14 protein-coding genes and 1 pseudogene are annotated in these 13,120 nt (G+C 71.1%); 9 read left to right on the plus strand and 6 right to left on the minus strand.

Features of this window, described 5'->3' with window-relative positions:
• Positions 1-101: 101 nt before the first annotated feature.
• A complete protein-coding gene (locus tag BLQ91_RS17555; protein ID WP_090098215.1) occupies positions 102-650 on the minus strand; it encodes a LysE/ArgO family amino acid transporter in 549 nt (182 codons plus the stop codon).
• A 99-nt stretch (positions 651-749) separates the two neighbouring features.
• Here BLQ91_RS17555 and BLQ91_RS17560 point away from each other — a divergent pair, with 99 nt between their 5' ends.
• The 7 genes from BLQ91_RS17560 to BLQ91_RS17590 all read left to right on the plus strand — a co-directional run bounded on the left by BLQ91_RS17560 (position 750) and on the right by BLQ91_RS17590 (position 4,813).
• A complete protein-coding gene (locus BLQ91_RS17560; protein ID WP_090098216.1) occupies positions 750-1,607 on the plus strand; it encodes a LysR family transcriptional regulator ArgP in 858 nt (285 codons plus the stop codon).
• A gap of 93 nt (positions 1,608-1,700) precedes the next feature.
• Positions 1,701-1,850: an SDR family oxidoreductase gene (locus tag BLQ91_RS17565; RefSeq protein ID WP_245733570.1), complete on the plus strand. Its 150-nt coding sequence runs from the start codon at positions 1,701-1,703 to the stop codon at positions 1,848-1,850.
• Positions 1,851-1,986: 136 nt separating this feature from the next.
• A complete protein-coding gene (locus tag BLQ91_RS17570; RefSeq protein ID WP_245733571.1) occupies positions 1,987-2,694 on the plus strand; it encodes a DUF998 domain-containing protein in 708 nt (235 codons plus the stop codon).
• Positions 2,619-3,029 (plus strand): type III secretion system chaperone family protein, encoded by a 411-nt coding sequence (locus tag BLQ91_RS17575; RefSeq protein WP_090097945.1) that lies wholly within the window; start codon positions 2,619-2,621, stop codon positions 3,027-3,029. Before BLQ91_RS17570 ends, BLQ91_RS17575 begins: the two co-directional genes overlap by 76 nt.
• On the plus strand, positions 3,029-3,595 hold the full coding sequence (locus BLQ91_RS17580; protein ID WP_090097946.1) for a TIGR03086 family metal-binding protein: 567 nt from the start codon (positions 3,029-3,031) through the stop codon (positions 3,593-3,595). The genes BLQ91_RS17575 and BLQ91_RS17580 overlap by 1 nt, the downstream gene beginning before the upstream one ends.
• Positions 3,596-3,615: 20 nt before the next feature.
• Complete coding sequence (locus tag BLQ91_RS17585; protein ID WP_143022693.1) at positions 3,616-3,945, plus strand: hypothetical protein; 330 nt, start codon at positions 3,616-3,618, stop codon at positions 3,943-3,945.
• Positions 3,946-4,027: 82 nt separating this feature from the next.
• On the plus strand, positions 4,028-4,813 hold the full coding sequence (locus tag BLQ91_RS17590) for a hypothetical protein (RefSeq protein ID WP_143022694.1): 786 nt from the start codon (positions 4,028-4,030) through the stop codon (positions 4,811-4,813).
• On the opposite strand, the gene BLQ91_RS17595 is transcribed toward BLQ91_RS17590, so the two are convergent.
• Both BLQ91_RS17595 and BLQ91_RS17600 read right to left on the minus strand, forming a co-directional pair.
• Positions 4,740-5,504 (minus strand): class I SAM-dependent DNA methyltransferase, encoded by a 765-nt coding sequence (locus tag BLQ91_RS17595; RefSeq protein WP_090097949.1) that lies wholly within the window; start codon positions 5,502-5,504, stop codon positions 4,740-4,742. The genes BLQ91_RS17590 and BLQ91_RS17595 overlap by 74 nt on opposite strands.
• Positions 5,505-5,615: 111 nt before the next feature.
• Positions 5,616-7,094 carry a glutamate-cysteine ligase family protein gene (locus BLQ91_RS17600; RefSeq protein WP_090097950.1) on the minus strand — a complete coding sequence of 493 codons (1,479 nt, stop codon included), beginning with the start codon at positions 7,092-7,094 and terminating at the stop codon, positions 5,616-5,618.
• Between the two features lie 450 nt (positions 7,095-7,544).
• Between BLQ91_RS17600 and BLQ91_RS17605 the strand changes: the two genes are divergently transcribed.
• Positions 7,545-9,290, plus strand: a complete 1,746-nt coding sequence (locus BLQ91_RS17605; protein ID WP_090097951.1) for an AfsR/SARP family transcriptional regulator — start codon at positions 7,545-7,547, stop codon at positions 9,288-9,290.
• Between the two features lies 1 nt (position 9,291).
• On the opposite strand, the gene BLQ91_RS17610 is transcribed toward BLQ91_RS17605, so the two are convergent.
• On the minus strand, positions 9,292-9,942 hold the full coding sequence (locus BLQ91_RS17610) for a 4'-phosphopantetheinyl transferase family protein (RefSeq protein ID WP_342670646.1): 651 nt from the start codon (positions 9,940-9,942) through the stop codon (positions 9,292-9,294).
• A complete protein-coding gene (locus tag BLQ91_RS17615) occupies positions 9,939-10,757 on the minus strand; it encodes a metallophosphoesterase family protein (protein ID WP_245733573.1) in 819 nt (272 codons plus the stop codon). The genes BLQ91_RS17610 and BLQ91_RS17615 overlap by 4 nt, the downstream gene beginning before the upstream one ends.
• A gap of 659 nt (positions 10,758-11,416) precedes the next feature.
• Here BLQ91_RS17615 and BLQ91_RS42700 point away from each other — a divergent pair.
• Positions 11,417-11,770, plus strand: a pseudogene (locus BLQ91_RS42700) (transposase); the annotation flags it as partial.
• Between the two features lie 172 nt (positions 11,771-11,942).
• On the opposite strand, the gene BLQ91_RS17625 reads toward BLQ91_RS42700, so the two are convergent.
• Positions 11,943-13,118, minus strand: a complete 1,176-nt coding sequence (locus tag BLQ91_RS17625) for a sensor histidine kinase (RefSeq protein WP_090097954.1) — start codon at positions 13,116-13,118, stop codon at positions 11,943-11,945.
• Between the last annotated feature and the right edge of the window lie 2 nt (positions 13,119-13,120).

Below are 13,120 nucleotides of genomic sequence, written 5' to 3' on the forward strand. Positions count from 1 at the left end.
GTCCGCCTCGACAGCGCTGAAGTGCACCTACGCGTCGCAGCCGGCCGGCAGCTCCGGGGAGGCGACCGGAATGGCTGTGCGGCCCTCCCGGTCGCGCCCGGTCACCACCCGGCGATCAGGGTTACCCCCAGAGTGGTCATCACGGCGGCGATCAGGCCGTCGAGGACCCGCCACGCGCGGGGTCGCGCGAACAGCGGGCTGAGCAGCCGGGCGCCGAAACCGAGCGCGACGAACCACGTGATGCTCGCCGTCACCGCGCCGACGCCGAAGAGCCACCGGCCGGCCGCGATGGAGCCGAGCAGCAGCAGCGTGTCGAGGTAGACGTGCGGGTTGAGCCACGTCAGCGCCAGCGCCGTCAGCACGGGCCGTCCGCTCGTCCGGGTTCCGGCGTTGAGCGCGGAAGGTCGGAACGCCCGCCGTGCCGCCAGGAACCCGTATCCCAGCAGGAAAATCCCGCCGACGACGGCCGCGACCGTGATCGCCCGCGGGAACGCTTGCGCGATCGCGCCGAACCCGGCGACGCCCACCGCGACCAGGATCGCGTCCGAGAGGGCGCACACGGCGACGACCCGCGCCACCGCGTGCCGGCGAAGTCCTTGGCGCAGCACGAAAGCGTTCTGCGCGCCGATCGCGACGATCAGGGTCATCATGGTGCCGAAGCCGAGGAACAGGTCTTTCACGCCGTTCACGGTATTGACGCGTTCTCGATGAGGCCAGCTACAGATTCTTACCTATCATTAGCAGCTGTGATGGACCTCGACCTGGTGCGCACACTGCTCGCGGTCGTCGACGCGGGCACGTTCGACGCGGCGGCGGCAGCGCTGCACATCACGCCTTCCGCTGTCTCGCAACGCGTCAAGGCCCTGGAGCAGCGCACCGGCCGAGTCCTGCTCGTGCGGGCGCGCCCGGTGCGGCTGACCCCGTCCGGCGAGGTGCTGGTCCGCTACGGCCGGCAACTGCTGGCCCTCGACCAGGACCTCGGGGCGGCGCTCGGCGAGGACGCCGTGGTGCGCGTGCCGATCGCGGTCAACGCCGACTCGCTCGCCACGTGGTTCCTGCCCGCCCTGCAACGGGTTCCGCTCGACCTGAGGATCTCGTTCGACCTCCACCGCGAGGACCAGGACCACACGACCGCGCTGCTGCGGCAGGGCGTGGTGATGGCCGCGGTGACGTCCTCGCGCGAACCCGTGGCGGGCTGCTCGGTGCGCAAGCTCGGCGACATCCGCTACGCGGCGATGGCTTCGCAGTCCTTCCTGGACGGACACCGCGACGGCCCGCTGAGGTCGTGGCTGCCCACCGCCCCGGTCGTGGTGTTCGACCGCAACGACGACCTGCAGGACCGCTTCGTGCGCACCCTGACCCGCGGCCGCGGCGCCTCCGAGCACCGCCACCACGTGCCGTCGTCCGAGGTGTACGTGCGGGCGATCGTGGCGGGCCTCGGCTGGGGGATGGTGCCGCCGCAGCAGCTGCAGGAGGGTCTGGTGGACCTGGCGCCGGGACGCACGATCTCCGTGCCGCTGTACTGGCAGCAGTGGAAGCTCGACTCGCCGGCGCTGAACGCGGTGGCGGAGGCCGTGGCCGCCGAGGCGGCGGTCGCGCTCCGCTGAGCCGTGCCGCTCGAGTGAAGGCCGGCGTTCGACGCGGTCGAGTCCCTGCGCCGGCAGCTCGCGGCGGAGCTGGGGCCGCACGGGGTCCGGGCGGTGACGTTGCAGACCGGCGGCATCCCCGAGTCGATCCCGGCGGAGCTCCGCGACCGGGTGGAACCGGACCTGGTCGAGCAGACGGTGCTCGGACGGGCGGCGACGCTGCTGGACGTGGGCAGGGCCGCGGTGTTCACGGCCTCGGACTAGGGCGCACGATCACGGGATCGCAGGTCAACATCACGTGCGGCAGCGTCCTCGCGCAGAGCTGCCGCGAGCCGGGGCGGAAGCTGTCGGGTTCCTGAATCCAGGAACCCCGCGCAGCGGCCGGGGCGTTGTCCGATGTGTGCTGATACCTCGTCTCGCCGCCACCGGCGGTTCGCTCGCCGTCGTCGTGACCGTGACCATGGTCGGTCTGCTGGACCTGACCGTCGGGCCGCTGCGGCGCACGATCAGCGAGTACGCGCTGGGTGACCACCGGCCGGTCTTCGACGTCGCGGTGGTGCTGCTGGCGGCCGGGTCGCTCGCGATCCTCCACGCGCTCGTGCACAAGGGCCTGACGAGGTGGCGGTCGACGGGGGCGATCGCGTTGACCCTGTGGTCCGTGGGCCTGTTCCTGGTCGTGGTGTTCCCCAAGACGAACTGGGCGATGGGCACCAACGAGGTCAGCGGCAGCATCCACCGGTTCGGCAGCATGCTCGCGTTCGTCAGCCTGCCGATCGCGATCATCGCGCTGGCGAGGCCGTGGCTGAAGGACAACATGTGGGGGCGACACGCCAGGTGGACGATGGCGTCCGGTTTGTTGAGCATCGTCGCATTCATGCCGCTGCTCTACGCCATTGCGCTAAGCGTGGTCTCGGACGTTCGGTGGTGGCGCGTGTTCCCATTGGGCTACATCGAGAGGATCTTGCTCGTCGCCGAGGTCGGCGCTGTGCTCGTCGTCGGGCTGTGGGCGATCGCGGCCAGTAGGGTTGCGGAATGGCGAGTTGGGGAGACCTCGCGGACTACGTCCGCGCCACGTACGACGTCGTCCACGACGACGGTGAGGAGCTGAGGATCCTCTTCACCTTCGGGGACGTGGAAGAGGACGAGGACGACCGCACGCAGGTCGTGATCATCGTCCGGGAAGTGCTCGACAAGATGCACGAGTGGGTGCAGATCGCCTCCCCGTGCGGGCTGGCCTCGCAGGTGGACCTGCGCACGGTGCTGGAGGAGGTGGGCAACTCCACGGTCGCCTGCGGTCTCGCGATCATGGGGGAGCACGTCGTGGTCCGGCACTCGCTGCCGCTGGCCGACCTCGACATCCACGAGTTCACCGACCCGTTGCAGCTGCTCGCCGGAACCGCGGACTCACTCGAGGAACAGTTCTGGGGAGGTGACGGGTACTGATGTTCGACCTGACTCCTGCGGCCGATCAGCTGGCCGAGGTGGTGCGCAACGTGACCGACGGCGACCTGAAGGCGCCGACCCCCTGTCCCGACTACACGGTCGGGGACCTGCTCGACCACGTGAACGGCCTGGCGGTCGCGTTCACGCTGGCGGCGAGGAAGACCCCGTTGCGGGGCGCGGCTTCCGGTGACGCGGCACGGCTGCCGCTCGACTTCCGCGAGTCGATCCCCCAGCGGCTCGGCGAGCTGGCCAGGGCCTGGCAGGTGCCGGCGGCGTGGGAGGGCATGACCGCGGCGGGCGGTGTCGACCTGCCCGGTGAGGTCGCGGCCGCCGTGGCGCTGGACGAGGTCGTGCTGCACGGCTGGGACCTCGCGCGGGCCACCGGTCAGCCGTTCGAGGTCGAGGAAGGCCTGCTGGAGGTCGTGCACGGCTTCGTGTCGTCCATCGGCCCGGACGACCGCGACAGCTCGCTCTTCGGGCCCGCGGTCGAGGTGGACCCGAATTCTCCGCTGCTGGACCGTGTCCTGGGCCTCAGTGGGCGCGACCCGAGGTGGAACCTAGGTTAGGCTCTCCTAATGTGAGAGCCATGACGGTGCAGGTTCGGGCAGGGCTGGGCGTGGGACGTCTGGCCGCCGCCATGGAGTCCCTGGTGGAACTGCACCCCGAACTGTGTCGCTCCGGCTTCGCGCACCACGAGGTCGCCGACCCCGCCGCCGCCACCCCCGCCGCCCTCGCGGAGGCGGAGGCGGGGCTCGACCTCCAGACGGGTGTGCTGATGCACGTCGTGTGGCTCGACGCCGGGCCCGTGCGGTCCGGCCGGATCGTGCTGGTGCTGCACGACATCGTGGCCGACCGGCTGCCGCGCGTGCTGCCGTGGCTCGTGCAGGCCTGGAGGCAACCGGCGCTCGTCAGCTGACCACTTCGGTTTGCTGCCAAATAGTGGACAGTTGGTGCGAACGCACCACAGGCCTATCCGCTTTGCCGCACCGTTGGTCCTCGTGGCAGGAGACAACGAGCAGTACCTGGCGGACCGGCTCGACCAGGTCCACAGGGCCATGCGCCAGGGTGACGTCGACGACGTGCTGCGACAGGTCGGTCATGTGCGCGGCGAGAGCGACCCGCAGACCGCCGACACCCTGATGCGGCTCGCCCTCGACCGCGAGCTCAAGGAGTCGCGCAAGAAGATCCGGCTCTGGATGGCGCTCGCGATCGTCCTGGCGGTGGGCGCCGCGATCACCATCGCCGTGCTCGTGCCGAAGACGAGGCTCGGCACCGTCGTCGACACCGCGACCACGGTGACGCAGACGATGGTGTCGACGGTGCCGGTTCCCGTCGCGACGCCGGCGGCACCGGGCTCCTCGGTCGTTCCTCCCGCGCCGGCGCCGGACGGGTCGAACTTCACCGTGCTGCACGAGTTGACCGACATCACCATGGGCGGTCCGATCTGCGGCGAACTCAACGAAGGCAAGCTCGACATCGACAACCTCGAACCCGATCACCGGACCGCGAGCATCTCGACCTGCACCTTGCAGTTCAAACTCGACGCCTCGGGCGGCAGGTACATCGCCAAGGCTCCTCTGACCCAGCCCACTGCTCAGGAATGCGCGACGCAGTCCAAGCGCGGCTCTCAGACGTGGTGGGACAGGGACGAGGTGAAGGCAGGCGAGTTCGCGGTGTGCGTGACGTCGAAGAAGGGCAACGTCGCCTGGGTCAAGGTCGTCGGCGTGGACGTCCAGGGCCGGATGACTCTCCAGGTCGTCGTGTGGGCGCCGGGGCAGCGCTGACCTTCCGCGCCACGAACACGTGCTCACGCCCCGGCCGGTCCGGGGCGTCGCGCACGTCCACGACCTCGAACCCGCACGCCACCAGGCCGTCCTCGACCTCGGCGCGCGACCGGAACCGCAGCGTCGAGTCCGAGGCGACCTCCGTGCCGTCCGGGAACCGGTAGGTGTGGCGGAACGAGACGAACGGCAGGTCCACGCCGAGCAGCTCGCGCCGTTCCGCCACCCCGTCCACCACCCGGTGCGTGGTCTCCGCCCAGCCCTCCCAGGCCCGAGCCTCGAGCCGCCGCGTCTCGAACACCAGGTGCCCGCCCGGCCGCAGCGCGTCGTGCACGCCTCGCAGCGCCGCTTCCCAGTCGTCGCCCAGGAACACCTGCGCCACGTTCGCCGTCATCGTCGCGAGGTCGGCCCGCAACGGGGGCAGCCCGGTCGCGTCGCCGTGGAGCCACGTGACGCGGGAGTCCTTGGCGCGGGCGAGTTCCAGCGACGCCAGTGCGGGTTCGACGCCGACGACCGAGAACCCGGCGTCGGCCAGCAGGACGCCGAAACAGCCCGTGCCGCACCCGATGTCGAGCACCGAGCGGGCGCCGAGCTCGGCCGCGATCGCGAGGTACGGGTCCAGGTCGTCGCGCGGCCCGTCGAAGGCGTCGTAGAGCCGGGCCAGCCGCGGGTCGGCGAAGAGCGCGTCAGGCATGCCACATCCCGGGTCCGACGACGAACGGCCTCGGCAACTCGATCACCTCTCGGTCCGGTCGTCCTGCCGCGAGTCCGCAGCCGGCCGGTGCCCGGGTGCGCGACCCGTCCCTCACGTCAGGGGCCAGGTGTGCACGGGTTCGTTGGCGTGCATGAGGTCCACATAGGTCTTCAACATCGTGCGCAGCGCGTCCGCCCGGTCCAGGTGCGAGTGGTCGTAGTGCCGGTGGAACTCGCGAGCCTGCCACGTCGCGCCGTTCACGCCGCTGAGGCAGCGCTGCTCGATGACGCCCAGCAAGCGGTCGCGCTCCGCCGAGTCGACGCCCCACCGGATCAGACCCTCGTGGGCGAGGGGGAGCAGCCGCCGCAGCACCAGCTCGACCACCGGCACCGTGCCGACGCCGGGCCAGTACATCTGCGCGTCCATGCCGTTGCGCGAGGCGGCGTTGAAGTTCTCCTCGGCCGCCTGGAAGCTCATCTGCGACCACAGTGGACGCTCGTCCTCGGCCAGTGCCCGCACCAGACCGAAGTACAGGGCGGCGTTCGCGAGGGTGTCCACGACGGTCGGCCCCGCGGGCAGCACCCGGTTCTCGACGCGCAGGTGCGGACGGTCGCGCACGACGTCGTAGACCGGCCGGTTCCAGCGGTAGATCGTGCCGTTGTGCAGCTTCAGCTCGCTCAACGAGGGCGTGTCGCCCTTGTCCAGCGCCGCGAGGGGGTCCTCCTCGTCGGTGATGGGCAGCAGCGCGGGGAAGTAGCGGACGTTCTCCTCGAACAGGTCGAAGATCGAGTTGATCCACCGCTCGCCGAACCACACCCGCGGCCGCACGCCCTGCGCCTTGAGCTCGTCCCCGCGCGTGTCCGTGGCCTGCTGGAAGAGCGCGATCCGCGTCTCCCGCCACAGCTCCTTGCCGAGGAAGAACGGCGAGTTCGCGCCCACCGCCACCTGCACGCCCGCGATGGCCTGGGCGGCGTTCCAGTAGGCGGGGAACTGCTCGGGGCTGACCTGCAGGTGCAGCTGCGTGCTCGTGCAGGCGGCCTCGGGGACGATCGAGCTCGACGTGAGGTGCAGGCGTTCGACGCCGTCGATGGCGATCTGCAGGTCCTCGCCGCGCGCGGCCAGGACCTGCTCGTTGAGCAACGCGTAGCGGGGGTTGCCCGACAGCAGGTCGGGCGAGATGTCCTTCGAGCGCAGCGTCGGCAGGATGCCGTTGATCACCATGTGCGCGCCGACCTCGCGCGCCTTCTGCTCGGCGTCGTTGAGGCTGCGGCGCACGGTCTCCTCGAACGCCGTGATGCCCCCGCCCGCGAGCCGGCGCGGAGCCACGTTGATCTCGATGTTCCACTGGCCGAGCTCGGTCACGAAGTCCGGGTCGTCGATGACGTTGAGGGCCTCGTGGTTCTTCATCGCGGGGTCGCCGTGCTCGTCGATGAGGTTGATCTCGATCTCCAGGCCGGTCATCGGCCTCTCGAAGTCGAACCTGGCCTCACGCAGCATCCTGGCGAACACGTCGAGGCACCGCCGCACCTTGGTGCGGTAACGCGTGCGGTCCTCGCGCGTGAACTCGTGCTTCGCGACGTCCTCGCCCATGGTGGCCTCCCGGCGGTCGGTCGAGGGTTCACCTCACCACTGTGCACCATGGTTGATCAATCCGACACTCGTGTGCGGTGATCCGGAACGTTCCGGATCACCGGCGTGGGTGGTGGGCCGCCCCCCGATCGGCGGCCCACCGGGATCGTGCCGGTCAGGCCGGCACGACGGTCCGGAGGAAGGCTCCGGCGAACCTGCGGAGCGCCTCCTGCGATTCCACGGTGATCGCCCCCGGCGAGCGGAGGCGGATTCCGCTGATACCGGTGCACTTTATTGGATTCGTCCTACACGTTCCCTACACGGCCGCGTGCAGCGCATTTCCCGGTCGTCGCGAATCGGGACGGCGTTGTCCACCTTTTGGCATCCCGGCCCCGGTCCCGTGCCGTGCCCGCGCTGCTACGCTCCGGCACCGTTGCGCATCCAGGTGGGGGAGACTTGGGTACTCCGGCGATGTTCGGGATTCTGGGGCCGTTGCGCGTGACCAACGCCGGCCAGGGGCTGAGATGCGCAGGTCACCGTCCGCGAGCCGTGCTGGCCGCGCTCGTCGTCGAGGCGGGGAGACCGGTCGGTCTCGACAGGGTGGTCGACGCGGTGTGGGGTGAACGCCCGCCCCCTTCGGCGATCGCGAACGTGCACACGCACGTGAGCAGGTTGCGGCGCCAACTCGCCGGCATCGGGCTTCCCGGGCGAATAGTCACCGAAAGCGGCGGATATCTCCTCGACGTGGAAAGCGGCGCGCTCGACTTCGTGCGCTTCGAAAAGGCGGCCGCGCGGGCACGCGGCCTGCTGGAGGCGGGAGACCCGGCCGGGTCCGTCGCCGCCTGGGAGGACGCGTTCGCGTTGTGGCGGGGCTCGCCGCTCGAGGACGTGTCGTGCTTCGGCTGGCTGGCGTACGAGGCGGCCAGGCTCGAGGAGGTGGCCGTCCTCGCGCACGAGAGCTTCGCGGACGCGCGGCTGGCGGCCGGGCACTTCGGCGCCGCGATCACCGAGCTGACCGCGCTCGTGCGGCAGGCCCCGCTGAGGGAGGGCCTGTGGCACCGGCTGGTGCTAGCCCAGCACCGCGCCGGGCGGCGCGCCGAGGCGCTCGAGACCTACCGGGCGTTGCGCGCTGTGCTGGTCGAGGCGCTCGGGGTGGAGCCGTGCGAGCAGATCCGGGAGCTGCACCAGGAGGTCCTCAGGGGAGGGCCGGCCGGGCGCCCGTCGCCGATGCAGCTGCCGCCGGACGTCGCGGACCTCACCGGGCGGGAGGCGGAGTCCGCGGAGCTCGAAGGGTTGCTCGCGCGGCCGGGAGCCGTCGCCGCCATCACCGGTGCGGCCGGGGTGGGCAAGACGGCGTTGGCGACGAGGGTCGCGCACGAGGTCAGCGGTCACTTCGGCGGCGGCCAGCTCTACGTCCGGCTCGGAGGTGCCGGTCCGGCGCCGCGGGACCCGGCGGAGGTGCTCACCGAGCTGCTCACGGCGTTCGGGGTGCACCCGGACGCCGTGCCGGAGGACGTCGAGGCCCGTGCCGCGGTGTACCGGTCGCAGCTCGCGGCGCGGCAGGTGCTGGTCGTGCTCGACGACGCCGCGAGCGCGGCGCAGGTCCGGCCGCTGCTGCCGGGAACGGCCGGGTCAGCGGTGCTGATCACCAGCCGGGCGGCGCTGATCGAGCCGGCGCGCACGGTCCGGCTCGGCGTGCTCGGGACCCGGGACGCGGTGCGGCTGCTCGCGGCGGTCGCGGGCGAGGCCCGCGTCGCGGCCGAACCGGATGCGGCCGCCGAGATCGCGCGGTGCTGCGGCCACCTCCCGCTGGCGCTGCGCATCGCGGGGACGCGGCTGGCCCGCCGCGCGCACTGGACGGTCGCGAGGCTCGCCGCCCGCCTCGCGGACGAGGGCACGCGCCTCGACGAGCTGCGCGTCGACGACCTGGCGGTGCGCGCGAGCCTGGCGTCGGGCTACGAGGCCCTGGACGAGGAGCAGCGGCGGACGTTCCGCCTGCTGAGCCTGCTGGAGGTGCGGGACTTCCCCGGCTGGGCGGTCGCCCCGCTGCTCGGCGTCGCGGTGCACGTGGCGGAGGAACTGGTCGACAGCCTCGTCGACGCCCACCTGCTGGAGTCCGCCGACGGCCGCTACCGCTTTCCCGAACTGCTGAGGATCTACGGCCGGGAACGTGCCCGTGAGCACGACGCCGTCCTGGCCCTGACCGCCCTCGCCTGAGCTACGACCCGGAAGGCACCGCGATCGCCGTGACCAGGACGTCGCCCTGCACGAGCCAGCGGCCGTCGAACCCCGCGACGGGGGTGTCGGCCAGCAGGACGCGCGAGTGGAACGTGCCGTCCGGGCGCAGCGTGATGTCGGCGTCCTCGAAGCCGAGCCACCGGTTCGTGATCGGGAACCACGCCTTGTAGGTGCTCTCCTTGGCGCTGAACAGCAGGCGGTCCCAGCAGATCTTCGGGTCCTCCGCCCTCAGGCCCGGCATGCGCTCCAGCTCGGCCGGCACCGCGATCGCGCCCAGCACGCCGTCCGGCGCGGGGGCGTGCGGTTCGGCGTCGATGCCGATGGCCCGGAAGTCGGTGCGCCGCGCGAGCGCCGCGGCCCGGTAGCCGGTGCAGTGCGTGAGGCTGCCGACGACGCCCTCCGGCCACAGCGGCTCGCGCTTCGGGCCCGGCAGGATCGCGGCGGGCCCGAAACCGAGGTCGCGCAGGGCCTCGCGGGCGCAGGCGCGGGCGGTGCCGAACTCGTGCCGGCGCTTGGGCACGGCGTTGGCGATCAGCAGTTCCTCCTCGGGGAAGAGCTCGACCGGCTGCTCGTCGTCGTAGCGTTCCACCGCCGCGATGGGCGGGGGCAGGAGCTGTTCCAGCACGGTCACGACTCCCTGAGCACGTCGTGCAGCTTCACCCGGGTGATGCCGCGCGGTTTCCACTCGCGCGGGTAGCCGAGCGAGACCTCGTCGAAGCGCACGCCGTCGTAGTGCGTCGTGCGGGGGATGTGCAGGTGGCCGTAGACCATCTCGACGGCGTTGAACCGCCGGTGCCAGTCCGCGGTCAGCGTCGTGCCGCACCAGAGCGCGAACTCCGGGTAGCGCAGCACGAACGTGGGGTCGCGGACCAGCGGGTAGTGGTTGATCAGCACAGTCGGGCCGTCGATCCGCGCGAGCCTCTCCGCGGTCTCCTCCACCCGCGCCTCGCACCACGCCTCGCGGGACGGGTACGGGTCGGGGTGCAGGAAGTACTCGTCCGTGCACACCACTCCCGCCTCGTGCGCGATGGCGAGGGCGGACTTCACGTCCGTGGCACCTTGTGGCCTGAACGAGTAGTCGTAACCGAGGAACAGTGGACAGACAGTGACCGGACCGCCCTCGCCGGGGAACGTGACGTACGGGTCCTCCGGCGTGATCACGTCGAGGCTGCGGCAGAGCTCCACGAGCTGCTTGTAGCGCATCTCGCCGCGGGACTGGTTGGCGTCGTCCTTGGTGGTCCAGAGCTCGTGGTTGCCCGGCGACCAGATCACCCGCCCGAACCGCGGGCGCAGCGTGCGCAGCGTCCACTCGATGGAGTCGAACTTCTCGGCGACGTCGCCGGCGATGATCAGCCAGTCGCCCTCCGCGGACGGCGCGATCGCCTCCACGACGTCGCGGTTCTCCTGGTAGGAGACGTGCAGATCGCTGGTCGCCAAGAGCTTCACACCTCGAACGGTAACCGTGGCGTCAACGAACCCGATCACTGCGGCCGGACGAGTCGGCTCGAATCACCCGTAAGTGGAACGCGTAACACGACCGGTTATCCGTTCGTCGCAGACAGTGCGCCACTCGTCTCAACAGGGAGAGCCGCGCATCGGCACCGCACGTCCGCTCATCGCCTATCCCGGCCTACCTACTTACCTCTTTCGTAAACGCCTTCTTACTGTGAGTGCTGTCACCTGACGGAAAAGTCCTGGCGGAGGACCACACCATGACCGACTCGCAGCAGTTCGCACGCACATCGGACCCGCGCCTCGCGCGCCAGGTCCCGCCCCGCCAGGTGCCAGGACGCCCCGTGCCGCCCCACCAGGCCCAGGTCCCGGTCCGCTACGGCCAGCCGATCGACCCGCGCCTCGTCGGCACCCCGTCGTTCCGCCGCACCGTCGGCGCCGAGATCGCCCGCCACGCCCAGCAGGCCTACGCCGTCCCGCAGCGCCGCACCACGGCCGACGACACCGCCCTGGCCACCCTGCTCCGCTCCCGCCAGCGCGCCGAGTCCGCCCGCCAGGACACGCGGCCCGCCGACGTCGCGCCGCGCACGGAGAGCTGGATGCGCTCCTCCGCGTGGCCCGAGCCGACCGCCGAGCCCGGCCGCGGTGACGTCATCGAACAGCTCTCCGCCCGCCTCGTGCCGGCGAACCTGTGGGCGGTCGTCGAACCGCTCATCCCGCCGGCCAAGGTGCGGCGGCAGGGCGGCGGACGCGGGCGCGTGTCCAACCGGGCCGTGTTCACCGCGATCGTGTTCGTCTTGTCGTCGGGGTGTGCTTGGCGGCATCTGCCGGCTTCGTTCGGGGTGACCGTGCCCACCGTGCACCGGCGGTTCCAGGAGTGGACCGACCTGGGGTTGTGGGTTCGGCTGCGGCGCGCCGCGGCTGAGGGTGCTTGCTCCGGGGACGAGCTGGCCTGGATTCGGGCGGTGCTGGACGCTGCTGATCGGCGGGCGGCGAAGGCTGCCAGCTGAGGGTTTGGCTTCGCCGGGGTCGCTCTGCGGAAGGGTGACCCCGGCGAGTTGTTCCGGCAGGCGGGCCGGCTTGCGTTGACCGGTGCTGTTCCGGCGGAGGGGTCACCTTCGCGGTGACGTCACCTCGATACCGCTCGCCGGACGGGTCTGGTTCCCGGCTTCCCAGGCGTCACATCCCGTTGATCCCGGCCTGGTACTTCGGAACCCGGACGGTGATCTTCGTGCCCAGGCCCAGGGCTGTCTCCACCACCAGGCCGTACTCGTCGCCGTACACCCGCCGCAGCCGCTCGTCGATGTTGCCCAGGCCGATGCCCGCGGACTCGTCCACCTGACCGGCCAGGGTGCGGCGGAGCTTTTCGGGGTCCATGCCGATGCCGTCGTCCTCGATCGTGATGTGGGCTTCGGCGCCGCCGTCGTCGGCGTAGATCTGGATGTGGCCCGGTTCCACCTTGCCCTCCATGCCGTGGCGCACGGCGTTCTCCACGAGAGGTTGCAGGCAGAGGAACGGCACGGTGACCGGGAGCACTTCGGGGGCGACCTGGAGGGTGACCCTCAGGCGTTCGCCGAAGCGGGCTCGTTCGAGGGCCAGGTACTGGTCGATGGAGCGGAGCTCCTCGGCCAGGGTGGTGAAGTCGCCGTGGCGGCGGAACGAGTAGCGGGTGAAGTCCGCGAAGTCGAGGAGCAGGGTGCGGGCGCGTTCCGGGTTGGTGCGGACGTACGAGGCGATGGCGGACAGCGAGTTGTAGATGAAGTGCGGCGAGATCTGGGCTCGCAGGGCGCGCACTTCGGCTTCGACCAGGCGCGTCCGGGAGCGGTCCAGCTCGGCGAGTTCCAGTTGGCCCGCCGCCCAGCGGGCCACCTGGTTCGTGGCGCGGACGAGGCCTGCCGATGCTTCGCGGGAGTAGGCGGCGAGGGTGCCTACTACGCGGCCTTCCACGGTCAGAGGGGCCACCACGGCGCAGTTGATCGGGCAGTTCGGTTCGGAGCAGCCTATGTCGAACGCCTGGGTGCGGCCGGTCAGGAAGACGTCCTCCGCCTGTGCCATGGCCTCGTGGGCGTGGTGCTCGGAAACGCCTTCCCACGCCACGACTTCCGTCTCGTCGGTGAGGGCGAGGGCGGGGGTGTCGAGCAGGGTGCGCAGGTGCCGTGCGGACTTCTTCGCCGCGTCGGGGACGAGGCCCGCTCGTAGTGGTGGGGCGGCGGACCAGGCCGTGTGCAGGGTTTCGTAGGTGACGCGTTGTGCTTCGGTCGAGAGCGACTGCTTGTTGCGGGTGCCCCGCCACAGCACGAGCACCGCCGAGCCGCCCACGACCAGGATCGCGGCGGCGGTGAGGAAGTCCGCCATTT

It is taken from the genome of Lentzea jiangxiensis, from assembly GCF_900104175.1.
In the GTDB taxonomy this organism is placed as follows: domain Bacteria; phylum Actinomycetota; class Actinomycetes; order Mycobacteriales; family Pseudonocardiaceae; genus Lentzea; species Lentzea jiangxiensis.